General features: G+C 47.6%; 23 protein-coding genes. 13 read left to right on the plus strand and 10 right to left on the minus strand.

Going from position 1 to position 22919, the window contains the following annotated elements:
- Positions 1 to 11: 11 nt before the first annotated feature.
- The 5 genes from QUA02_RS09345 (at position 12) to QUA02_RS09365 (ending at position 7161) form a co-directional block, all read left to right on the plus strand.
- Positions 12 to 2678 carry a GAF domain-containing protein gene (locus tag QUA02_RS09345; protein WP_333026886.1) on the plus strand — a complete coding sequence of 889 codons (2667 nt, stop codon included), beginning with the start codon at positions 12 to 14 and terminating at the stop codon, positions 2676 to 2678.
- Between the two features lie 146 nt (positions 2679 to 2824).
- Positions 2825 to 3967 (plus strand): sensor histidine kinase, encoded by a 1143-nt coding sequence (locus QUA02_RS09350; protein WP_333026887.1) that lies wholly within the window; start codon positions 2825 to 2827, stop codon positions 3965 to 3967.
- Between the two features lie 288 nt (positions 3968 to 4255).
- Positions 4256 to 5086, plus strand: coding sequence for a GUN4 domain-containing protein (locus tag QUA02_RS09355; RefSeq protein ID WP_333026888.1), 831 nt, complete (start codon positions 4256 to 4258; stop codon positions 5084 to 5086).
- Between the two features lie 756 nt (positions 5087 to 5842).
- Positions 5843 to 6433, plus strand: coding sequence for a YdcF family protein (locus tag QUA02_RS09360; RefSeq protein ID WP_333026890.1), 591 nt, complete (start codon positions 5843 to 5845; stop codon positions 6431 to 6433).
- A gap of 170 nt (positions 6434 to 6603) precedes the next feature.
- Positions 6604 to 7161 carry a GAF domain-containing protein gene (locus tag QUA02_RS09365; protein WP_333026892.1) on the plus strand — a complete coding sequence of 186 codons (558 nt, stop codon included), beginning with the start codon at positions 6604 to 6606 and terminating at the stop codon, positions 7159 to 7161.
- Between the two features lie 138 nt (positions 7162 to 7299).
- On the opposite strand, the gene QUA02_RS09370 is transcribed toward QUA02_RS09365, so the two are convergent.
- From QUA02_RS09370 to plsX, 6 genes are all read right to left on the minus strand, one after another.
- A complete protein-coding gene (locus tag QUA02_RS09370; protein ID WP_333026894.1) occupies positions 7300 to 7938 on the minus strand; it encodes a lysophospholipid acyltransferase family protein in 639 nt (212 codons plus the stop codon).
- 326 nt (positions 7939 to 8264) lie between these two features.
- A complete protein-coding gene (locus QUA02_RS09375) occupies positions 8265 to 9215 on the minus strand; it encodes a phosphate ABC transporter substrate-binding protein (protein ID WP_333026896.1) in 951 nt (316 codons plus the stop codon).
- A 9-nt stretch (positions 9216 to 9224) separates the two neighbouring features.
- Complete coding sequence (locus tag QUA02_RS09380; RefSeq protein WP_333026897.1) at positions 9225 to 9938, minus strand: PspA/IM30 family protein; 714 nt, start codon at positions 9936 to 9938, stop codon at positions 9225 to 9227.
- 243 nt (positions 9939 to 10181) lie between these two features.
- Positions 10182 to 11063, minus strand: coding sequence for an ACP S-malonyltransferase (gene fabD / locus QUA02_RS09385; RefSeq protein WP_333026899.1), 882 nt, complete (start codon positions 11061 to 11063; stop codon positions 10182 to 10184).
- A gap of 404 nt (positions 11064 to 11467) precedes the next feature.
- A complete protein-coding gene (locus tag QUA02_RS09390; protein ID WP_333026900.1) occupies positions 11468 to 12469 on the minus strand; it encodes a beta-ketoacyl-ACP synthase 3 in 1002 nt (333 codons plus the stop codon).
- A 164-nt stretch (positions 12470 to 12633) separates the two neighbouring features.
- Positions 12634 to 13683 (minus strand): phosphate acyltransferase PlsX, encoded by a 1050-nt coding sequence (gene plsX / locus QUA02_RS09395; RefSeq protein ID WP_333026901.1) that lies wholly within the window; start codon positions 13681 to 13683, stop codon positions 12634 to 12636.
- Between the two features lie 356 nt (positions 13684 to 14039).
- Between plsX and QUA02_RS09400 the strand changes: the two genes are divergently transcribed.
- The 8 genes from QUA02_RS09400 (at position 14040) to QUA02_RS09435 (ending at position 20195) form a co-directional block, all read left to right on the plus strand.
- Positions 14040 to 15374: a D-alanyl-D-alanine carboxypeptidase gene (locus tag QUA02_RS09400; RefSeq protein ID WP_333026903.1), complete on the plus strand. Its 1335-nt coding sequence runs from the start codon at positions 14040 to 14042 to the stop codon at positions 15372 to 15374.
- Positions 15375 to 15455: 81 nt separating this feature from the next.
- The gene (gene rpsP, locus QUA02_RS09405; protein WP_333026905.1) at positions 15456 to 15740 is read left to right on the plus strand and encodes a 30S ribosomal protein S16; all 285 of its coding nucleotides are present in this window, start codon (positions 15456 to 15458) and stop codon (positions 15738 to 15740) included.
- The gene (locus QUA02_RS09410) at positions 15712 to 16209 is read left to right on the plus strand and encodes a KH domain-containing protein (RefSeq protein ID WP_333026907.1); all 498 of its coding nucleotides are present in this window, start codon (positions 15712 to 15714) and stop codon (positions 16207 to 16209) included. The genes rpsP and QUA02_RS09410 overlap by 29 nt, the downstream gene beginning before the upstream one ends.
- A 372-nt stretch (positions 16210 to 16581) precedes the next feature.
- Positions 16582 to 17535, plus strand: a complete 954-nt coding sequence (locus QUA02_RS09415; RefSeq protein ID WP_333026909.1) for a PhoH family protein — start codon at positions 16582 to 16584, stop codon at positions 17533 to 17535.
- A 138-nt stretch (positions 17536 to 17673) separates the two neighbouring features.
- The gene (locus tag QUA02_RS09420) at positions 17674 to 18078 is read left to right on the plus strand and encodes a ChuX/HutX family heme-like substrate-binding protein (protein ID WP_333026911.1); all 405 of its coding nucleotides are present in this window, start codon (positions 17674 to 17676) and stop codon (positions 18076 to 18078) included.
- Between the two features lie 255 nt (positions 18079 to 18333).
- Entirely contained in the window at positions 18334 to 19113 is a 780-nt protein-coding gene (locus QUA02_RS09425; RefSeq protein WP_333026913.1) for a DUF6816 family protein, read from the plus strand.
- Between the two features lie 18 nt (positions 19114 to 19131).
- Positions 19132 to 19458: a hypothetical protein gene (locus tag QUA02_RS09430; RefSeq protein WP_333026915.1), complete on the plus strand. Its 327-nt coding sequence runs from the start codon at positions 19132 to 19134 to the stop codon at positions 19456 to 19458.
- Positions 19459 to 19460: 2 nt separating this feature from the next.
- Entirely contained in the window at positions 19461 to 20195 is a 735-nt protein-coding gene (locus QUA02_RS09435; protein WP_333026917.1) for a hypothetical protein, read from the plus strand.
- Between the two features lie 50 nt (positions 20196 to 20245).
- On the opposite strand, the gene QUA02_RS09440 is transcribed toward QUA02_RS09435, so the two are convergent.
- From QUA02_RS09440 to acpP, 4 genes are all read right to left on the minus strand, one after another.
- Positions 20246 to 20611, minus strand: coding sequence for a hypothetical protein (locus QUA02_RS09440; protein ID WP_333026918.1), 366 nt, complete (start codon positions 20609 to 20611; stop codon positions 20246 to 20248).
- Between the two features lie 14 nt (positions 20612 to 20625).
- On the minus strand, positions 20626 to 21003 hold the full coding sequence (locus QUA02_RS09445; protein ID WP_333026920.1) for a papain fold toxin domain-containing protein: 378 nt from the start codon (positions 21001 to 21003) through the stop codon (positions 20626 to 20628).
- A gap of 106 nt (positions 21004 to 21109) precedes the next feature.
- The gene (gene fabF, locus QUA02_RS09450; protein WP_333026922.1) at positions 21110 to 22363 is read right to left on the minus strand and encodes a beta-ketoacyl-ACP synthase II; all 1254 of its coding nucleotides are present in this window, start codon (positions 22361 to 22363) and stop codon (positions 21110 to 21112) included.
- A gap of 97 nt (positions 22364 to 22460) precedes the next feature.
- Positions 22461 to 22715, minus strand: a complete 255-nt coding sequence (gene acpP / locus QUA02_RS09455) for an acyl carrier protein (RefSeq protein WP_190741621.1) — start codon at positions 22713 to 22715, stop codon at positions 22461 to 22463.
- Positions 22716 to 22919 lie beyond the last annotated feature (204 nt).

Here is a 22919-nt window from a genome sequence, read left to right on the forward strand (position 1 = left end):
AGCAGTTAATCATGACATTCTCCAATGCTGGTAGCGTTCTGGCTACACTGAGTCAAGTCAATTTTATGGGGGCATTGACCTCGCGTGTTAAGAGCCTGCCAGTTCCTGAATTAGTTTGCCTGCTGGACTTTATCACGGCTGAATTTCAGCAATTTATCCGGGCGATGGACCTGATTAACAATGAAGCACTCGAATCTCTCTTAGAGCAACTGTTAGATGCCTTCACTGTCAAAATTGGTCAAATTCTGCAAGCAGACCGGACAACAATTTTTTTGGTTGACCCCAGCAAAAATCAACTGTGGCACAAAACGGTCGATGTTAGCACAGGCATAGATGTAGAAATTCGCTTGCCGATGGATGCAGGCATTTTAGGCCACGTCGCAACTACCGGAGAATTAGTCAATGTTGCTTCAGCTCGCGATCACGAGCATTTTAGTTCCGAAGTTGATGAACCTGCGGGCTACCACATCAACACCATTCTCTGTATGCCGATTTTTAGCAGCAAGAGCCAACACGAACCAGTAGCAGTGGTCAGACTGTTAAATAAAGCTGGTAATGTGCCCTTTACCGAGGAAGACGAACAGCAGTTTCAGGCTTTTGCTGATTCGATCGGGATTATTCTCGAAAGCTGTCAGTCTTTCTACGTCGTAGCCCGCAACCAGCGAGGGCTTGCCGCCCTCCTGAAAGCCACCACTACTTTGGGGCAAAGTCTTGACTTGGAAACAACTTTGCGCGCTGTCATGGATCAAGCACGGGACTTGATGCAGGCCGATCGCAGCACGCTATTTTTGTTGAATCGGGAAACCAACGAATTGTGGACAAAAGTCGCAAAGGCCGACGGCAAAACGATGATGGAAATCCGCATTCCTGCTAATAAGGGAATTGCTGGCTACGTCGCTTCGACCGGTCAACGTCTAAATATTACAGATGCTTACGACGATCCCCGCTTTGATCCCTCTACAGACAAGCAAACGGGATACCGCACTCGGACTGTCTTGTGTATGCCGGTGCATAACGCTAAAGGTGAGCTGATCGGGGTGACTCAGCTAATTAATAAGAACCAAGGCACTTTTACTACTTCCGATGAAGAGTTTTTGCGAGCGTTTAATTCTCAAGCGGGAATGGCGCTGCAAAATTCTCAACTGTTTCAGAACGTGATGGTGGAAAAGCAGTATCAGAAAGATATGCTGCAAAGTCTTTCTGATGCAGTAATTTCCACGGATTTGAAGGGGCGAGTTGTGACAATCAACGAAGCAGCGCTAGAATTGTTGGGCTGTCCGGTAAATCAAGCTAAAAGCAAACAAAATCCCCAGATTTGGGAAGATAAACTTGTGAATCGCTATGTTTGGGAAGTAGTGCCGATCGACAATTTGCAATTTCGACTGGAAGACAGTCTCAAGAATGCTGCCAGACATTACGTTCCCGAACAAAGTTTAACTTTGGGACTGTTGGTGGAAAAAACCCTAAATCCCCAACAAAAAGAAGCAGAAGAAGCAGAAGAAGCAGAAAGTTATATTTTGGCAGTGCCAGATCCTGAAAACCCTGGTTTATATTATGCTTGGGGCGAAAACAGTGCGTGGACTGAAGAAGTAGCGCTAACAGAATTAGCTAATTCTCAATCTCTATTTTCGCTGCCCAATTCTGCGCTATATCACCCTTATTGTCCGCTTCCCATCTCGGCCTCTCAAATTAAAGTAATTGAACGCAGTTTGAATTTGACTGTCAACCCGCTGCTCAATCCAGAAGGCGGCGTGCGCGGCGGTTTAGTGGTGCTCGAAGACATCAGCCGCGAAAAGCGGATGAAAAATACCATGTACCGCTACTTGACTCCCGGAGTCGTAGATAAAGTGATGGCCTTGGGCGAAGGCTCCCTGATGGTGGGCGAACGCAAAGAAGTTACTATTTTATTTTCTGACATTCGCGGCTATACCACCCTGACCGAAAATCTGGGAGCGTCGGAGGTGGTATCCCTGCTGAACGAGTATTTTGAGACGATGGTGGAGGCCGTTTTCCACTACGAAGGTACTTTAGACAAGTTTATCGGCGATGCTTTAATGGCGGTGTTCGGCGCGCCCCTGCCGCTGAATCCTCCCGAAAGTCACGGTTGGATGGCGGTTCAGTCGGCTTTAGATATGCGCCGGCGTTTGAAAGAGTTTAATGATTCTCGCCCCGGCAAAGATCCGTTTTGCTTCGGAATAGGAATTAGTTCGGGAGAAGTGGTTTCGGGAAATATTGGTTCCGAAAAGCGGATGGATTACACGGTCATCGGCGATGCTGTGAATGTGAGTTCGCGCTTGGAACAGCTTACAAAGGAGTACCGCTGCGATATCATTTTGAGCGAATTTACTTACAGTTTGTGCAGCGATCGCATTTGGGTGCGAGAGTTGGACAAGGTGCGGGTTAAAGGCCAAAATCAGCCGATCGGCATTTACGAGTTGGTCCAAAATAGTGCTGAGCCTCTGGACGGGGAAACCCAAAAGTTTTTGGAACTTTACAGCAACGGTCGGGATACTTATATTGCTAGAAATTTTCAGAAAGCTATTAGTTTTTTTGAGGCGGCTTTAGCGATGCGACCGAGCGATCGACCTGTGGAAGTTCACATTGAGCGAGCCCTGAGCTATTTGCAAGTGCCCCCGCCCGACGATTGGGACGGCGTGCATACTATGACAACAAAGTAGTAGATTATATCACATCCGAGTGTTCAAAAGTAAAAAGATTGGGTAAAGTTTTGATATCTTCCTTATGACAGAGTTAACAAGTGGAAAAATGTGAAAACATAAATCGGATGCAAGATTAAAGTTAGTATTTATTTCCAGCGACTTAAATGAATTATTTATCTGTTCCGAATGCCACAAAAGCCGATCGCATTCTGGTGGTAGACGACGCACCAGATAATGTTTTGTTGGTACAGACAATTCTGGAAGAAGAAGGTTACGACATTAGCACGGCCGACAACGGCTTTTCGGCCTTGAGCCAAATTGACAAGTCAGCCCCGGATTTGTTACTGCTAGACGTAATGATGCCGGGAATGGACGGTTACGAAGTCACGCAGCGAATGCGACAAAATAAGGAATTGCCCTTTATCCCGATTTTGCTGATCACAGCTCACGACAGTGCGAGCGTAGTCCAGGGACTGGATATGGGAGCAGACGATTTCATCCGCAAACCCGTGGAAATGGACGAACTGCTGGCTAGGGTGCGATCGCTCCTGCGGCTCAAACACAGCGTAGACGAGCGCAATTCGATCGCCCTCCAGCGCGAAGATTTTGTCTCCCGACTCGCTCACGACTTGCGGACGCCCCTGGTAGCCGCCGATCGAATGCTAACCTTAATGCAGCAGGGAGCTTTGGGAGAAATTTCCCTTCCCATGCGCGACGCTTTCGGGACGATGGTTCGCAGCAACAAAAACCTGATCGCGATGGTAAATATGTTGCTGGAAGTCTACCGCTACGAAGCAGGCCGCAAATCCCTAAGTTTCGCTGCCGTGGACTTGCGCCAGCTTATTACTGAGGTAGCTGAAGAACTCGCTCCCCTAGCCGATGCTAAAAGTTTGTCGCTGAATTTAGACTTGACAGAAAGTGCAGAAAGTGCACCGATTGCGAAGTATCCGGGCGATCGTCTCGAACTGCACCGCTTGCTGACAAATTTAATCGGAAATGCGATTAAATTCACCGACAGCGGCTCAATAGATGTCAGCTTAAAAGCTGCCAATTCACCTGCTTATACCAGCTTCAAAAACCAACCCCTGGCATGGGTAATCATAGAAATCAAAGACACAGGCGCGGGCATTTCTCCCGCAGAACAAGCAAAGTTATTTGAAAGGTTTGGTTCGGGAACTCACAAGAAATCTGGCACAGGTTTGGGACTGCACCTCTGCCGCCAAATAGTCGAAGCTCACCGCGGCACGATCGAGGTAAAATCTGAGTTGGGCAAAGGCAGTTTGTTTACTATTCGCTTGCCTTGTTAGAGCTATTTAATTAACTCTAACTTTAGGCTGCGCCGAGGCGCACCTTACACTTATAATTAACTGAAATTGTAGGGTGCGCACGGCGCACCTACTTGAATTATGGTTAATTTATCAAACATCATATCAATTCCGGCTGCACCGGAATGATAAGCGAGGACACGGCACTGCCGTGTCCCTACAATCGATCGTGGTAGGGACTTAGGCCAAGCCGTGTCCTCCGTTTATATCATTCCGATGAAGAGCGGAATTGATATCATATAATTACTTGGCAACCGAATTTACTGCAATATGTCTAACTGTCCAGTGTGCGGTGCTGAATACATAGAAGAAAAAGCAGAGTTTTGCTCAATTTGCGGCTGGGATTTGACTCCCTACCCGCAGCGTGGTAAGCCTTCCAAAACTTATTTAAAAAAAGAACAAGTTAGATTGCAGTGGGCAAAAAAAATGTGGGAATTGGCCCGCAATCAACAAAATTGGTCAGCGCGATTTGACGAGTTGCAACAGGAATTGCAGCAAGGTGCGATCGCCCGCACGTACCTTCAATCTCAGTTAGAATGGGTTTTGTACCGCCTCGAACAACTAAACCCCGAATTGATTGTCAGCACTCTACGAAGGCTGGAAGAGAAAATCGGCGCCATACCCGACAAAACTCCGGCACTTTCCGAAGTGGGGATGGATTACCGGCAACTGACAAAGCTGTTAGAAACCGGAAAATGGCGCAAAGCTGACGAACATACTTGGGAAATCTTGCTGCAAATTACTCTCAGGGAAGATGAAGGCTGGCTGAGTGCAGCCGATATTGACAGTTGTCCTCCTACAGACCTTCGCACGATCGACCAACTTTGGCAACAATACAGCAGCGGGCGGTTCGGGTTGAGCGTACAGCAGCAGATTTGGGAAAGTACCGGGGCAAATTATACTGAATTTTGCGATCGAGTCGGCTGGCGAGTCAAGGAAAATTGGAAATATTACAGCGAGCTCTCCTTCAACGAAAATGCTCCCCCCGGACACCTCCCCGTCACCGCATGGAGACAGCGCGCCTGTTACGGTGCCGGTAAACTCACCGCAGCAGAAAACTTTGCCCGCATCGCTGCGAAACTTGCAGCTTGCGCTCCCTAATCATCCAAAATAAAAAATTCAAAATCGACATTAGCTGCTATAATCAAAACGGTTCAGCAACTGGGGCTGTGGCTCAGATGGATAGAGCAAGCGCCTCCTGAAGAATCGGGCACCCTGCGAGGAAACTCTGGGAGTGAATGTGGTCAAACTCGGTGAAACCTAAAGAGTTCGTGGGTTCCTATGACTCTAAGGCAATACCAAGCCAAGCCTGAGTTCGTGGCGATTGTGCGATCGCTATTATTGAAATCAGGAAGGTCTAGAGACTAGACGGCCACCGCCTAAAGGCTGCAAGCCTATGGTGAAGGTATAGTCCAGAGAGTGGGGAAACTCACACAAATCTGAAGCGCTAGGTCGCCGGTTCGACTCCGGCCAGTCCCGTTAAAAATTAAGAAAAATTAAAAGCAGAAGGGTGAAGCTTAAGTTTTTCCCTTCTGTTTTGCATATCCGCTAAGGAATTGGCTCACAGACGAATATTTGCTTGAAGACGAGGACTTACGCAGAACCTCTATAGAGTCCCATCTGAAATCTCAAATCAGAAATCTCAAATCTGAAATCGCCTGTTTAAGCCCCAGCACAAGCGTAGAGTCAATCTAAAATCTCAAATCTCAAATCTCAAATCTCAAATCTCAAATCTCAAATCTCAAATCCCCTGACCCTTTTTTAATTTTTAATTTTTAATTCCTGTTAGTGGGCTGTACGTGCGGTATTTTTTGTTATGGTTCCTTTGTCAGCTACATAAAGTTTTTATAGGTTTAGATGTGGTTAAGAGTCAATTTAAACAAGCGGCGTTACCAGCGTTTGAACACTTCACGCAGTTTTTGGTTCCTAGTAGGGCTTTTGATGGCGTGTTGGTTTGGCTATCAGCAGCTTAAGAGCGAATTTCAGAGACCCCAAGCTGTGTTAGTTCTAGGTGGGGCTACGGAGCGAGAGGTGTTTGCCGCCACATTTGCTCGCAACCATCCTCAGTTGCCGATTTGGGTGTCTTCTGGGAGCAATCCAGAGTTCGCAGAATGGGTCTTTTCAGAAGCGGGAATTAAGTCCGATCGCCTGCACTTAGACTATAGAGCGGTGGATACGGTAACAAATTTTACCACCCTGGTAGATGAATTGAAAGCTAGAGGGATTGAGAGCGTGTATCTGATCACTTCTGACGATCATATGCGGCGAGCTCAGATTATCGGCGAAATCGTGCTCGGCAGTCGAGGCATTAGTTTCAAGCCTGTGGCAGTTCCGTCTGGGCGAACCCCCGAACCGGTGGAAAAAGCTGTTCGCGACGGTGCTAGAGCTATTCTTTGGCTGACAACCGGTTATACGGGTGCTAACTTAAGCCAAGCCAGAATTGAATAAACAAAGGAAGCATTGAGCAAGTTTTAAATTTTTCCCCATTCCCTCTGGTTTTAAAACTTATCTTCTATAGCGATTTAAGACACCGGGAAGACGCTGATCACCAATGCTTAACAGAAGAGAATAGAACCAGTAGTTTAAAATCAGTAGATGAACTTCAATAGCTAAAGTTAATGACCGACCAAATTCTGCCACAAGTTCTGGAGCAAATTTTGAGTGACAGCAAGAGTGCGGATGCTGTTTTTTCGGCTTTGGTGCCGGCTTTAGGCGAGGTGTTAAATTGCGATCGCGTTTTTCTCTACCTCCGCAATCCTGAAACCCAAACTGGCCGAGTACCTTACTGCTGGCGTCGCAACTCGAACTATCCAGATATTAGGGACGCGGAATGGAAAAAAGAACCGGAATCTTTAGGGGAAGAAGACCCTTTGTTTGCAGCAGCTTTGCGAACTGAACCTTCGATTTTTGTTGAGGATGTTGAAACAGCAAATCCTGAAATTGTCAACAAAGATTTTGAGGCGAAAGATTTCGGACATCGAGCTTTGATTCACGCTCACCTTTGTGCTGACGGCTTGTTGTGGGGGGTTTTGCAGCCTTGTATTTTCGATTGCCCCAGAGTTTGGACTGACTTTGACCGCGAACTTATCGCAGCAGTTACAGAAAAAGTTGCCCCTTTGGCTGTTGCCTATGTAACCGCAGAAATCGCAGCAAAAGATGAATCACAAGTAGGATGATAAGCTCCCCGTAGGGACACGGCATTGCCGTGTCCCTACAATTAATCGATCGATGATTAGATGATTCAATGGGGCGATGGATAATTTCGGTGTAGGGAAACGGCATTGCCGTGTCCTGATTTGCCATGTTATCGATGCTTATCGCCCCAAATCGTGCATCGCATTAATCTCGATCGCACATCTTTGAGTCAGCGCTTCCAACTCGGCCCGATCCGAGGAACCGGGCGCTTCAATTACTTTACCAATTCGTATAGTTAACGGCACCGGTTGCGGCACTAGCAAACCTTTGATAGAAATCGCATGAGTTCCCCACAAACTAACAGGTAACAGCGGTGCTTTAGCCTTAGCAGCGATCAGTGCAGCACCTAATTTCGGTTCAGTAATTCTGCCGTCAGGGGTGCGAGTTCCTTGCAAAAATACACCCGTCGCCCAGCCATTTTCCAAAGAGTTGATAGCCGATCGAATTGCACTGCGATCGGCACTTTCCCGCTTCACTGGATAAGCACCGTAAAGCGTAATTGCCTGCTTCAAAATAGGAACTTTAAATAACTCTTCCTTCGCCATAAATGCGACCGGCCTCCTCATGCAATTAGACAAAATCGGCGGGTCAAAATCGCTGGCGTGATTGCTGACTACCACCAGCGGCCCTTCTGCCGGAACATTTTCAGCACCGTAGATGCGGCCGCGAAAGTAAAGGTGCAGCATCGGGCTGACAATCGACCACTTGAATAAATAGTAGAGAAGTAAACTTTCGACTGGTTCGCGACTTTTACTCACAGAAAAACCTGAAATTTTAAATTACATCGAATATTAGCCTATCAGATGATATCAATTCCGGTTGCATCGGAATTAATATCACCCGAAATCAGGACACGGCAGTGCCGTTTCCCTACAATCGATCGCGGTAGGGAAACGGCACTGCCGTGTCCTCTATATCATTCCGGCGCAGCCGGAATTGATATGATTCGGCGGTTGAAACCGCTTCTTGTCAAACGAAGTCCGCCTGCGCGGACTGAAGAATATAGTCCGCGCAGGCGGACTTTGCTTGTGTAGCGCCAGAATTTATTCTGGCGAATTTTTGAATGTCGAAACTTTGCCAAGGCTCAATTTCCAGCTAGCATGGCTTTTTGTCCATCAGGCGAAGTCGCGTAACCCAAGAAATCCTTAACCGCTTGACTCGGAGGATTTTTGTAAGCGTAGTACAACTGCCGCTTGTAAGGATAGTTAGCAGCATCCGGCGTCGCACCGTTGACGGGAACAACGCGCACCGTTTTCTGATTCACCACTTGAGCGAAAGTCGCATAGCTGATGCCGTTATTGCCTAAAGCTTGCAGCAGGGGAGTTGTCGCATCTCGATCGAGCGTAGTGATATTTTGCCCAATGCCAAAATTAGCGCCTCCTAGCACTTGTTCTTTAAACGTTTGGTGAGTGCCACTAACTTCGGGTCGATTTATCACTTTAATCGGGCCCGCCGCGCCGCCTACTTTTGACCAATCTTGAACATTTCCCTTGAAGATATCTTGAACTTGAGCGGAGGTTAAACCTCCTGTAAACGGGTTGTTCGCGCCGACTACAAGGGCGATCGCATCTAGGGCAACAGGCACCGCTGCCAAACCCTGACCTTGTTCTCGAGCAGTCAAAGGTTGCGATATCGCTGCAATATCGGCTGTTCCCGCCACCAAATCCTTAATTCCGTTTGCAGAACCATTTGCTTTGGTATCGACTGTAGTGCCAGGAAACTTGGCTTGAAAGCCATTCTTAAGGTTGAGATTGATTGTCACCATGCTCGTAGAACCGTCAATTCTCACCGCCGTACCCGCAGGTACGGAAGCTGGAAGCGCAAAGGAACTAGCTGCAACAGGCGCAGCACCGCCGGTTGCGGGCGCACTCGGAAGGGGCGAAGCGCCACCACCGCCTGCGGGTGTTGGGGGAGTGGAGGGATTATTAGCATCCTGTGCCGCTGGTTTGTTCAGAAAAAAGAACCAACCGCCACCGGCGAGCAACAGAAATAACAGAATAAAAACTATGGGCGGAGGCCCGCTACTCTTAGCCATAAATTCTCCTTAGTTGGGAAGTTGTTTGTTGTTAGAGTCATCTAACATTTTCAGCCTGCGATTAACTTCATCATCTACAGTCATATTTTCTAATTCTGTCTGAAGTCTTTCTTGGGGGTTCTCAGATAGCTCGGCTAAAGCTTGCTGTTGGAGGTTGCGGTTTTGGACGGCGTTTTTGGCTTGGTCAAATTGCGATCGAGCTGAATCGATACTGAGGTCGTTATTGACTTTGGATATGGCTCCGAGAGCTTCGTTAATCTCTGCCATATCTTTCATATTTTGCATATCAGTTTTGTAGGCTTCCAGCTTGGTGCGCTCTCTATTTAGCTTGTCTTTGGAAGCGTTGACGTACTGTTCTGCCTGTTTTACTTGGGATTCTAACTGCGGCAGAATTTGTTCTGTCTGAATTACTTTCGACATTGCTAAGCGGGCTGCTTCTTCGTTGCCGTTGCGCTGGGCTGTGATGGCTTGGCGCTCGGTTGTTTGCATTTCCCTAACTTTTTCTTCATATTTAGTTTTGGCGCGCTGGTAGGCTGCAACTTGGGTGGAGACTGCTGCTGCTAGTTTTTGCACTGATTCTTGCATGGATCGCAGCGACTCTTCGGCCACCGCCACCGACACCTTACCGCCGGATTCTACCGGAATTCCCCACAGCCAATTCCACGCGCCTACTATGGTTCTGCCTGCCTTGTCGCCCATCAACCAGTAAAGGACTTTTTTCATATAAACACCAGATAAGCTTGGTTTTTACGCCCAGTGTACATCAGGATTTGTCGATCGCCCCGAAGAGTCGATCGATATCTACATTTTCACTAAATATTTTCTAAATGTCTGGATCGTCTATCGCCAACTGGCACAACAGGCAATCTTCGGATTTGCCTGTTGTGCGATTCGTTTTTGGACAATCTTCGGGCCACTTAACTCTAAATTTTATAACCTGCCGTTTAATCCCAGGTTAAAAATAGATTAAGCGGGTAAATCTGCAAAACTGCTAACATTTACCAGCGCTAAATCTGGAGTTGTCCTTTTAATTAAACCTGTGAGAACTTTGCCAGGGCCAATTTCCACTACGCGATCGATTCCTTGTTGCGGCAATTGCAGAGAAATTTCTCGCCACCGCACGCCTTTGGTCATCTGCTGAGTCAACCGCTGCTTTAAAGTGGCTGCGCTGGTAGTCGCTGACGGTTCTGCGTTCGAGAGCACCAGCATTTTAGCATCGGAAAACCTTGCAGACTTTAACGCTAGTTGAAACTCTGCCGCCACTGATGCCATCAGGGGAGAGTGAAACGCACCGGAAACATTCAATTTAACGGCGCGTTTGACTTTGATTTTGGCCAGCAAATCTTCTACTGCTGCGGGCGTTCCAGAAATCACGACTTGTGCTTCGCTGTTGTCGTTTGCCAGCACCACGTCTCTGCTGTATTGAATTTGCAGTTCTAGTTCCTGCCTGTCGAACCCGATCAAAGCCACCATTTGGCCGCCGGAAGCACTGTCCATGAGTTCGGCGCGGCGTTTGACTAAGCGCAATCCCGTTTCAAAGTCAAAGACGCCTGCTGCGTAGAGGGCAACGTATTCTCCTAAACTGTGACCGGCAACGACCGCTGGCCGATCGCTCTTTTCTCGCACTAAGTCGGCCAAAATGCTTTCTACTACGAACAAGCAAGGCTGAGTGTAGAGAGTCCGAGATAGTTTTGCTTCTTCTTTTTGGCAAACTTCCGCGACAGACCAACCTAAAATTTCTTTGGCTTGCTCAAATTTGGCTTTGGCTGTTGGCAAGTTTAATAAGTCTGCACCCATCCCGATCGCCTGGGAACCTTGTCCGGGAAATACCCATGCTGTTTTAGTCATTTTTCCGGTAATCTGCTAATTGGTGGTTGCTAATTTGTGATTGCAAAAATTCTTTGTTTTCCGCTTCTTTCGTTCGCTCGCTGGTATCCGCTATCTTTCGGTTAACGAACTATCTACTGGCGACTCACAATTCTAACATAATAACTGCGATTTTTACGAGTTTTATATTTTCTCTTGCTACTTTAATCAAATTAATCGCGCCCAGCAGGATTTTCCACCTTCAAGCTGGGGAAAGCCGATCGAAGAATGGAGGATTTTCAATCTCAGGGCGCGCTTGTCAACAACTCCTGTCCCGATGGTGTACGGCTGCGCACCTTGCCCTATGTATGGCGTGTTAAAGGATTTGTATTTTTCAAGCGTCGAACTCCCGACAATCACCAGCGCAAGTTTACAGTCGGGAAATATCACCTTCCCCATTGAAAAATCGCCGCCCCCCAAGTCAAACCTGCACCAAAACCAGCCGCCGCAATAGTATCGCCCGCTTTAACTTTACCCAGACGCACGGCTTCGTCTAAGGCAAGGGGAATTGAAGCCGCTGACGTATTGCCGTAATTTGCCAAATTGCTAATTACTTTTTCGGGGGGAATCTTGAGCCTTTGAGCAACTGCATCGAGAATCCGCTGATTGGCTTGGTGCAACAGCAGCCAGTCAATTTCTGCGGCGCTGATATCGGCACGAAACATCGCTTTTTCTATGACTTCCGGCACTTTTTTTACGGCAAAGCGATAGATTTCTTGACCGTTCATTGTGATGGGATGAAATCCGCCAACTCCGATGTTGACGCCCTCAATTAATTCTTTGGACTCGGCTTTGTAAGCTAAATTGAGAGACGAATTTTGCGTGCCGTCGCTGCGAATTTCAAATCCCAAAAACCGATCGACTTCTGAAGCCTGCAATACCACCGCACCTGCACCGTCTCCAAATAGAATGCAAGTACCGCGATCCGACCAATTCACCCAGCGAGATAAAATATCGGCTCCGATCAGCAAAACATTTTGATAAACCCCTGTCCGAATGAACTGCGAGGCTGTAACTAAACCAAAAACAAAGCCCGAACAAGCTGCTGTCAAATCAAAAGCCACAGCTTTTGTCGCGCCCAACAGATATTGAATCTGACTGGCACTGCCAAACAAATCGTCGGGGCTGGATGTAGCCAAAATAATCAAATCGATATCTGTCGGCGAAATTTGTGCCATTTCGATCGCCTTTTGAGATGCCTCTGCGGCTAAATCGCACAAAGAAGTGCGATCGTCCGCCAGCCTGCGGGAGCGAATGCCCGTTCGCGCCGCTATCCACTCGTCAGACGTTTCTACTATCTGACTCAAACCGTTATTATCAAGCGAAACCTGCGGTGTACAAGAACCGCTACCCGTGACGGCAATGCCGAACCCTGATTGCTGCAACATTCCTCTCCATTTATGAGCGATCGGTCGAGAAATTAAAAATTAAAAACTACAAATTCAAATTCTTTTTTAAACTGCTGAAGTTACTTTTTTGTGAAGCAAAACAGTTGGTTTAAACCGACATTTTAATTTTGACATTTTTAATTTTTAATTCCTACTTACTGCCTCTAATTTACAGCTTCTTGTTCCAGAACACTTTCGCGATTGGACGATCTAATTCGCTCCAGCACTTGGTTGTCAACAGCCCCCTTCGCCAAACGAATGGCATTAAAAATCGAGGCAGCTTGAGATGAACCGTGGCTGATAATGCAAACTCCAGCAACGCCCAACAGCAAACCCCCGCCGTGTTCAACGTGGTCTACCCGCTGCTTAAATCCTTGCAAGCTTTTTTGCAGCATAGGATCGTTAATTTGATGTTGGAGTCCTTTGACTAATTCTTCCTTGAGCACTTGCACCACGACTTCGCCCACGGCTTCGGCAAACTTCAACAACACGTTGCCGACAAACCCGTCGCAGACAATCACGTCGAATTTCCCCGACAGCACGTCGCGGCCTTCGGCATTGCCCACAAAAGGAATGTTCGGGTTGTCCACCAATAACTGGTGAGTTCGCACCGCCGCGTCGTTGCCTTTAGAAGGTTCTTCGCCAATGTTGAGCAGGCCGATTTTAGGTTCGGCGACGCCCAGCACGCACTGGCTGTAAATAGTTCCCATAAGAGCGAACTGCTCCAAAAATTTGGGGCGGCAGTCCACATTAGCGCCGACATCGAGAATGAGTACAGAGCTGCCCGGTACCATTGTCGGCAAAACCGCACCGATCGCAGGGCGATCGATGCCGGGGAGCCGCCCCAACCTCAGCAGGCCCGCAGCCATTGCCGCGCCGGAGTGACCGGCGGACACCACAGCATCAGCTTGCTGCTGCTTTACCAAGTTCATCGCTACGTTAATCGAAGCGTTGGGCTTGCGTTTGAGGGCACTCAAAGGTTCTTCGTGCATTTCCACCGTTCCTTCTGAAGGAACGATTTCTAGCTGACCTGTAGAGACGCGGCCGATCGCGTCTTGTTGCCGGAGCGAGTCTTCTATTTGCTGCGGGTCGCCCACGAGCAAAATCTCTACGCCTAATTCTTCTTGTGCCTTAAGCGCTCCAGCTACAACTTCGGCGGGGGCATGATCCCCACCCATAGCGTCTATTGCAATTCTTGCGCGTGTCGATCTCATTGACCAATGTTTGAGAAACACTAAAAATTCTACCAGGAAGTCAGGAGCGTGAATCCATTCGTCTGAATAAAGAATTACAATTGGCGATCGCCCGATCGGACAATTGTCGTTTCCGACTAATGTGATAGAGCTTATTTTGTCCCTACTTTACTATTTTTGACTGCAAATTGAAAAAATCAATGAAATAGTTTACATGACCGCAAGCACTTGAGTCCGGGAACCCCTGATTCATCCGTGGAGCGAGAAAAAAGCTCCCCATCCTCATCACTTGCCTCCGGATTTATCAGTGGGAGGGCTTTCTTCAATCTGAAATCTAAAATCTAAAATCTAAAATCGATTGACTTTAGGAGTAAAAAATGCTGGATTTATTTAGTTCGGGAATCATCTCTCTGTGGCTCGACATGGCTGGGGTACGCAGTGCAGGGCCCAACGCTGTGTCGTTGCTGGCTTGGCGGGGAGGGATACCCGGGTTAGTGGTGGCCGAAGATTTGGCTTTTGGGGGAATAGATTCAGCAAATCCAGACTTGCCCGCAGAAGCGGCGGTGCGGGAATATTTAAAAGATTTGAAGGATAAGAAGCTGATTGACGGGAATCAGGGAGTTTGGGTGCAGTCGGGAATGCTGCCGCTGGTAAGTCAGCAGGGGACGGTGCTGATGCCTGGGGCTTCGCTGACTAAGATTGCGACTTCTCTAGCGTCGCTGGAAACTTGGGGCGCTACTTATCAGTTTGAAACGCGGTTCTGGGGAACGGGGCCGATTAGGAATGGGGTGTTGCAGGGGGATTTGGTGGTCAGCGGCGGGGGCGATCCGCTGTTTGTGTGGGAGGAGGCGATTGCCGTAGGAAATGCCCTCAATCAAATGGGTATCGATCGCGTGGCGGGCAATTTGGTGGTGACTGGCAATTTCCGCATGAATTACCAGTCCGATCCTTTGGCTGCGGGGGAGAGCCTGCGGCAGGCTCTCGACGGCCGCAGTTGGCCGCAGGAGGTGGTGGCAATGTATTCTAAGATGGCTCCGGGAACTAGAAAGCCGCAAGTAACGGTGGCCGGCAGCGTCATTGCTGAAAAATTTGTGAGTTCGGGGCATTTGCTGCTGAAGCGCCGATCGCTCCCTTTAGCCGAAATTCTCAAGCAGATGAACGTCCACAGCGACAATGAAATGGCTCAAATGCTGGCCGACAATTTGGGCGGGGCACAAATAGTTCAGCAGCAAGCGACTTGGGCTGCGGGGGTGCCGGAGGCGGAACTCCAATTAGTTAACGGTTCGGGTTTGGGAGTGGAAAATCGGATGTCTCCGAGGGCGGCTTGTGGGATGATGCAGGCGATCGCGCGCAACCTTCAGACTACTGGGCTGACGATTGCTGACTTGTTTCCGGTGTCCGGGCGCGATAAAGGAACTGTAGAACACCGGCACATTCCGCGCTACGCTGTGGTGAAAACCGGTACTTTGGACACCGTGATTGCTTTGGCTGGAGCCATACCCACGCGCGATCGGGGTTTAGTGTGGTTTGCAATTATCAATCGCGGCACCGATTGGGACTCTTTGAGAGCACAGCAAGATATATTTTTGCAAAAATTGGTGCAGCAGTGGGGAAGTGCATCGATTTTGCCACTAGCAATTACACCGCACATTGACGGCGCCAGACCGGCCTTGGGGGCTGCAAATCGCAGCGATATTTTGGTGGGAGGTTAAGAAATAGGGGTTGAGTTGGGGTTCGCAGAAAGACGACCGACATAATAGCTTAGAATTGAAACACGACTATTCTGCAAGAAGATGATCAAACTGCGATTGAAGAGATACGGGAAAAAACGCGAGACAAGCTACCGGATTGTAGCGATGAACAGTTCTACCCGCCGCGACGGCCGTCCCCTAGAAGAGCTCGGCTTTTACAACCCCAGAAATAACGAAACCAGGCTGGATGTTCCAGCGATTGTCAAGCGCCTGCAACAAGGCGCTCAGCCAACTGACACCGTGCGTGACATCCTGAGAAAAGCCCATGTATTTGAACAAGTCGGAGCCGGAGCCAACGTTGAATCCAGCACAGCAGCAGTCAGCTAGTCCCAACTACGCTGGACTCGTACAGTTTTTGATTGGGCCTTTTTTAGAGTCGCCCGGATCTTTGCGGGTTGATTGCGAATTGCACCCGCGGCAATCGCGGGTCTGGGTTCGGCTCGCTTTTGAAGATCCTGACAAAGGGCGGGTTTACGGTAGAGGCGGACGCAATATTCAGGCCATTAGAACTACCCTCGAAGCGGTGGCGCAGACGGCCGGTCAGTCGCTCTACCTAGACATATACGATGGTGAAGCAGGCGAGCGCGGCTCCGGGCCGCCCAGGGGCGATCGCCCGGATCGCGATCGCCCGGATCGCGACCGCCCGGATCGCGGTACGCGCGATCGAGGGGACTTCCGACCCCGAACTCCGCCTCCGTCGCCGCCCAGTCCCTTAGCTAGCAGAACTCCGAGAGAACAACCTCGCCGTACTAACACACCTACGTTTAGAACGAGCAGAAATACTCCGGGTTATTAACTGAAGGGCCCAAAAACAATTTTAGATTTTAGATTGCCTGTTGTAGACTTTGTATTACAAGCCCCGTTAGATTTGAGATTGCCGGTTTTGCGATCGGACACAAATTTAAAATCTAAAATCTCAGCGGGATGAGGTAAATCTAAAATCTAAAATCTAAAATCTAAAATCTAAAATCTAATAGTTGCCTGACTTGATAGAAAGGAGATTTGATTTGTATCTCAAGCACCAAACTCATTTGGGAGCTAAATTTAAAAGACGCCTTAGATACTAGGTAAAATCTAGTAGCGGGCGTCTTTTTGTTCGCAAAAAGTGACTGATTTAACGGTTAATTGTTAACTTTTAATTGCTTATTTGGAGGGAGCTTATGTTGGCATGACTGAAAAACTAACAATAGAGTTGCCGAGCACTCAAAGCGCAATGTCGCTGGCCGGCAATCAAGAAGAAAACCTGAAAATTATCTCTAAGCAAACCGGCGCGAACCTGGTAATGCGAGGGCAAGAACTGCTGATTTCTGGCACAAAGACTCAAGTAGAATTGTGTCATAAATTAGTGCGATCGCTCTCTGACTATTGGAAGTCCGGCAAAACTATTACCGGAGTTGAAATCCAGACAGCGCGGCACGCTTTGGATACCAACCGCCAAGAGGATTTGCAAGACTTGCAGCGAGACGTACTCGCCAAAACACGCCGCGGCGAAGAAATCAGAGCCAAAACCTTCAAGCAGCGGCAGTACGTCCAAGCAGTACGCACTCACGACTTGACATTTTGCATCGGCCCTGCCGGTACTGGCAAGACATTTCTAGCAGCTATTTTCGCCATCCAAGCTTTGTTAAGCAAACAGTACGAACGGCTGATTTTAACCAGGCCAGCCGTAGAAGCTGGGGAAAAATTAGGATTTTTGCCGGGAGATTTGCAGCAAAAAGTCGATCCCTATTTGCGCCCCCTTTACGACGCCCTGCAAGAAATGATCGACCCTGAAAAAATGGCCGATTTAATGGAAAGAGGCTTGATCGAAGTAGCTCCTTTAGCTTATATGCGGGGGCGCACTCTCAGCAATGCTTTCGTAATTTTGGACGAAGCTCAAAATACGACACCGGCTCAAATGAAAATGGTGTTGACTCGTCTGGGCTTTCGATCGAGAATGGTAGTGACGGGCGATATTACTCAAACAGATTTGCCACCACACCAACAATCGGGATTGTCAGTTGCCCAAAAAATTCTGGGTAACGTTGAGGGGATTGCTTTTTGCGAATTTTCTCAGGCGGATGTGGTGCGACACCCGCTAGTACAGCGGATTGTCGCTGCTTACGAACTGCACGAAAAATAGTTAGTTGGCAGTTGGCAGTTGTCAGTTGGCAGTCAGTAGTCAGTAGTCATTGGTTGGTTGTTAGTTGTTGTTGGTTCTAATTCTCTTGCGTCCAATTCCCAATTCCCAATGTCCAATTCCCAATTCCCAAATTAAATTATGCCTAACCTGAAAGAATTCTTGGAAGCTTGCGAACAATTGGGAACGCTGCGTTTAATCGTGACTAGCAGCGCGGCTGTGCTGGAAGTTAGAGGTTCAATTCACAAGCTGTTTTATGCGGAGTTGCCAAAGGGTAAATATGCCAATATGCACGCCGATATATTTGAGTTTCACTTGAATATGGACAAAATCAAACAGGTCAAGTTTGAAACTGGCGAGGCGAAAAGAGGCAATTTTACTACTTATGCAATCCGTTTTCTGGACGAACAAAATGAGGCTGCTTTGAGCGCGTTTTTGCAGTGGGGAAAACCGGGGGAATACGAACCGGGACAGGTGGAAAATTGGCATCAATTGCAGGAGAAATACGGGGAAGTTTGGGAACCTGCACCTGTTGAGACGCTTTAAAACATAGGCTTTTTTAGCTTGAAATTGCATATTGGGGGCGGGATATCCTGCCCAACCCCTACTCCCCACAAGAATAAAATTGATTTTTGTGTAACAGGCAGGATGGCTGTTTCTGAGAAGGGTATAAAATATGATGTTTAACTCGTTTGTTGTCTAATTTTTGAATTAATGAACCGCAGAGGGCGCAGAGAATGCAGAGAAGAGAGAAAGAAGAGAAAGTGAGACAGAAGGTTAGTTGTTTGTCTGTAATTGGGTATGAAGGTATTTTGGAGTTTTTGTTTGGTTTTGCTGGTGTTGCTGTGGGGTGGCGGTGCGAGGGCGGGGGTTTTGGGCGATCGCCTATCCCGTTTTCCCAATTGGGAAAGCAAGCCTCCTATCGCTGTAGCTAAGGGAGATTTGGTGTATCCCGACTGGATGGCCGGCAATTGGAATGTTGCGAGCACTTTGGTGGATTTAGCCGCTCCTTTAGCCCCAAATATTATGACGCCCGGGTTTGAAAGCAACCGCCAGTATTTGCAGCAGCCAGTATTATTTAAAGTGCGATTTCAACCGGAAAAAAATATTGGTTTTATTTATAATTATACATCTAAAAAAGCTACAAAGATTGTAGCCGATCGTACTTTTAACGGTTTGAATATTGCCAAGGCTTATTTAGGCGATGGTGGCGTACTTTCGGTGAAAGTCGATCCGACCAATCCCAACCGCCAAATTACTGTTTTGAAAGGGGAACGCCAATTAATTTCGATTGTTACCAGTCGGGGAACTGAGACGCCGAATCCTCGCGAGTTTGTGTCTACAGAGATTTCTCAGCAGGTGTTTCGGGGAGAGTCTGATATTTATTTGAATGAGGTGGAGACAACAACGGCTTATCGAGTTGTTGGAGGCGGAGAAAATGGCGATTCTGCGAGTAAAAGAATTGAGGCCGATCAGGTGACAGCGATTTATTTGTCGCCGCAAGACCCGGATTATTTTGCTGCTGGAGGGCATCCTGTGGCTTTGTACCGATATCGCTTGGAGTTGTTGCCGGGAGAATAAGCTAATTTATTGTGAATTATGGCAACTCTAGCGGGGCGAATGGCATGGGAACGAATAATACAAGCTATCTCAACTGGCATTAATCCAAAAGCCAGCGACTTTCAAATGTGGGCTGAGTCACAACAGGGATGGCATCCTACTCAAACACCTAATGGCCCGTTAAAATATATTGATAAAAACAGAGTAACTAGGTTAACGCTCAAACAGGGAACTCCAAGAACTCCCGGAAGCAACCACCCTCATGTAGAGCTAAAAAATGCTAAAGGCAGTAGAATCGATCTACAAGGAAACCTCGTTAACAGAAAAAGTCTAGCTAATCATACTCCTATTGATTGGGACATTTAACAATGGAACGCTTAAACTACTGGCAGTTTCCGGGATTTGAAAATATTTATCTAGAGGATAGCTATGTACTTAGCATTAATGCTAAAACATCTATACAAATCCTCTTGGAAGCTGTCGTCACTGAAAATCACTCTCTATACACTCAGCCTTTACCAGGGGAACAGTATTGTTATCGGCGGATGACCGTCAATTTCCCCCATCCTCAAACCTACGATTTGGTTCTGAACAACATCAGCGCAATTGCAGATCCAGATGGTAGCGTTGATTACGGGAACATAGACGATTTTTTTATGGCGGATGACAAATACTATTTAAGAGGGGAATGGGGAGAACTTACTATAGTTTCCGCTCCACCCCTAATTTTTGATGAAAAATATTTAATTGTCAGAAACGGCGAGAATTTTATTCAAATTAATAAGGATAAAATCAGTAGGTTGGAACAGAGAGGGGAAGGAGTAATCGTCTTATTTTACGAAAACGATTTTGGAAGTCCTTTATTTGTTCAAATTGAGGCAGAGCAAGATCCCGAAGGCTTTAGAGCAGCTTTGGGGTATATGAACGAACTTGAAACAGGTTATACAACTGATATTACAGGAGGAGGCGAACTGACATTTGACAAAATCAAGCAGTATTATGCTCCTAATTTGAATCAAGAAAATGTGCAAGCATTTTCTGTTAAGTTTCCTAGCTCAGCGGGCGATAAATATTCGATTTCGGCAATTACTTCCAACAATTAAGGTGAAATCTCGCTCCAGGCATTGTGAAGTGAGGATTTGAGACATCTATGCTAATTGTCTTTGTCCTCGGACATTTTATCGCGATTCAAAAATTCTTCCAATAGTTTGAAAAATTTATCGAGGGCATCTTTTTCATCAACAGAAAAGAAGAGAATGATACTGTCCCATCCGTGAGTTGACGTAATTTGATATCTTTCCTGTATCCACTCTTGAAATCCATCAAGTTGTTGTTGCTCTTCAGTGTCTGGAAACCCAAGTTCCGCTCTAGCCGTCTCATATCCATCTAAAAATGCGCGCAGGCGAGTAATTGAACACTTTCCCAAATACATACCAGGTCTCTGTTTGATTCTTTGCAGTAAATCAAAGAAGTATTCAGATTTAACATCTAGTTTGTTAACATTAACTTCGGCTAGCATAAAAAAGTCTCCTATTAAAAGTCTTCTTCTATTACTATAAACTGTAAATCATTGAATAGCTTACCATGAAATAGCAGGTTTGTCATCCATTGCTCTCTGTTTAGCCCGTCCGGGTGATGGTTGTCAAAAATAATTTCTATGTTGTTGATAACTATAGCGATTCCTTCGTGGCGGCCATTTTCTGAAATAGCATTTCCCGGTACGCTATCATCATAAATGCCACTGTTCCGACCTCTTCCGTATCCAGTGTACAGTTTTATGCGCTTTCCAGGAATTCCTTGACTTATCAAGTAATTTCGTATTTCTTGGGCGCACTCAACACATTCTAAATTTTCATAGCGGTCTATAATACCCTTGACTTGCAGTATTTGCTCAGCACTAATTTCACTCATATCCTCCCAATGCCAACAACATAAAATTTAGGGCAGGCAAAATGCCTACCCTACAGAGGTAAAAATTAAATTTTCACCTTTTAACTCTCAACTTTCAAATTGTCCGTTACCGAACAAACTTCTTGAATGCCAGTGTCACGTTGTGGCCGCCAAATCCAAAAGAATTCGACAGCGCCACATCAACTTTTAGATCGCGGCTTGTATGAGGAACATAGTCCAAATCGCACTCAGGATCGGGATTTTCCAGATTGATAGTCGGCGGGATTTTGTCATTGGCGATCGACATTACCGCAGCCACCGCTTCAATTCCCCCAGAACCGCCCAAAAGATGACCGGTCATTGACTTGGTAGAACTAATTGCTACTTTGTAAGCGTGGTCTCCCAAAGTCCGCTTAATCGCCTTGGTTTCCGTAGAATCGTTGGGAAGCGTGCTCGTGCCGTGAGCGTTGATATAGCTCACTCGATCGGGCGTCAAACCCGCATCCTTGAGCGCTAAAGCCATCGCCCGCGACGCACCGTCCCCCCCCGGTACCGGGGAAGTCATGTGATACGCATCGCAAGTTAAACCGTAGCCGACGATTTCTGCGTAAATTCGGGCGCCGCGGGCGATCGCATATTCCATTTCTTCTAGAATCAGAATGCCAGCACCTTCGCCGACGACAAAACCATCCCGATCGCGATCGAACGGACGAGAAGCATGAGTCGGGTCATCGTTGCGAGTCGAAAGCGCCCTCGCCGCAGCAAAACCCGCCACGCACAAAGGTGTCACCGCAGCTTCCGTACCGCCGCAAATCATGGCTTGCGCGTAACCCCCCTGAACTAGGCGGAACGCATCGCCCACTGCATTCGACCCAGCAGCGCAAGCCGTCACTGTACAAGAGTTCGGCCCCTTGGCGCCTGTTTGAATCGCCGTCAGGCCCGCGGCCATATTCGCAATCATCATGGGAATCATAAACGGGCTGCACCGATCGGGGCCGCGAGTCAGATATATCTCTTGCTGCTCTTCCAAAACCTTCAGGCCACCAATGCCAGTGCCAAGAATGACACCCACCTGTTCTGCGTTCAGGTCGTTAATCTCAAACTTCGCATCAGCAAGAGCTTGTTTGCTCGCTGACACCCCAAATTGAGCAAAGCGATCCATCCGCTTTGCTTCCTTGCGCTCTAAATAGTCGTGTGGGTCGAAACCCTTCACCTCTCCGGCAAAGCGGCAGTCGTGCCGCGACGGGTCGAATAAGGTGATCGGGCCTATACCATTCTTCCCGGCAAGCAACCCGTCCCAATACTCGGACAAGGTATTGCCGATCGGTGTAATCGCGCCGAGACCCGTGATAACAACGCGCTTACGCTCTAAATTTGTCATGATTTCAGTTTCAAAAAATTAAACACCCAGAACGCAGAACAAAAGAGGAGTTTCCAGTTTTCTAACTTCTCTCCTCTTAGGGGAAAAGACAGGTATTTTATGCTTTTGGAGCTGCAAGTTTGCTGCTGATGAAATCTACAGAAGCTTGAACCGTAGTAATTCCTTCGGCTGCTTCGTCGGGAATTTCAATATCAAACTCTTCTTCCAAGGCCATGACCAGCTCTACAGTATCTAAGGAATCTGCTCCTAAATCGTTAGCAAAGTTGGCTTCGGGCTTGACTTCGCTCGGATCGACTTCCAGTTGATCTGCCACGATTTTCTTGACTCTAGCAAAAATGTCGTCTTGGCTCATAACATCGTGTCCTCATTGGTTGCTGCGTATCTAATCTTATCCGAAAGGGGGATCTGCAACAGAAAGGCTGGCCGCTTTTCTAAGTGACACGGGCCAGCGACAATTGCGGCACGGACGATCGCAGCAACTCTAGGACTGTTATGGGGTGGCGATCGCTATGGCTCTCAGGGATTTGCGATGGAAACTTTATCTATCGGGAGATAA

The organism is Microcoleus pseudofavosus SVA1_A4, assembly GCF_036700565.1.
GTDB lineage: Bacteria > Cyanobacteriota > Cyanobacteriia > Cyanobacteriales > Microcoleaceae > Microcoleus.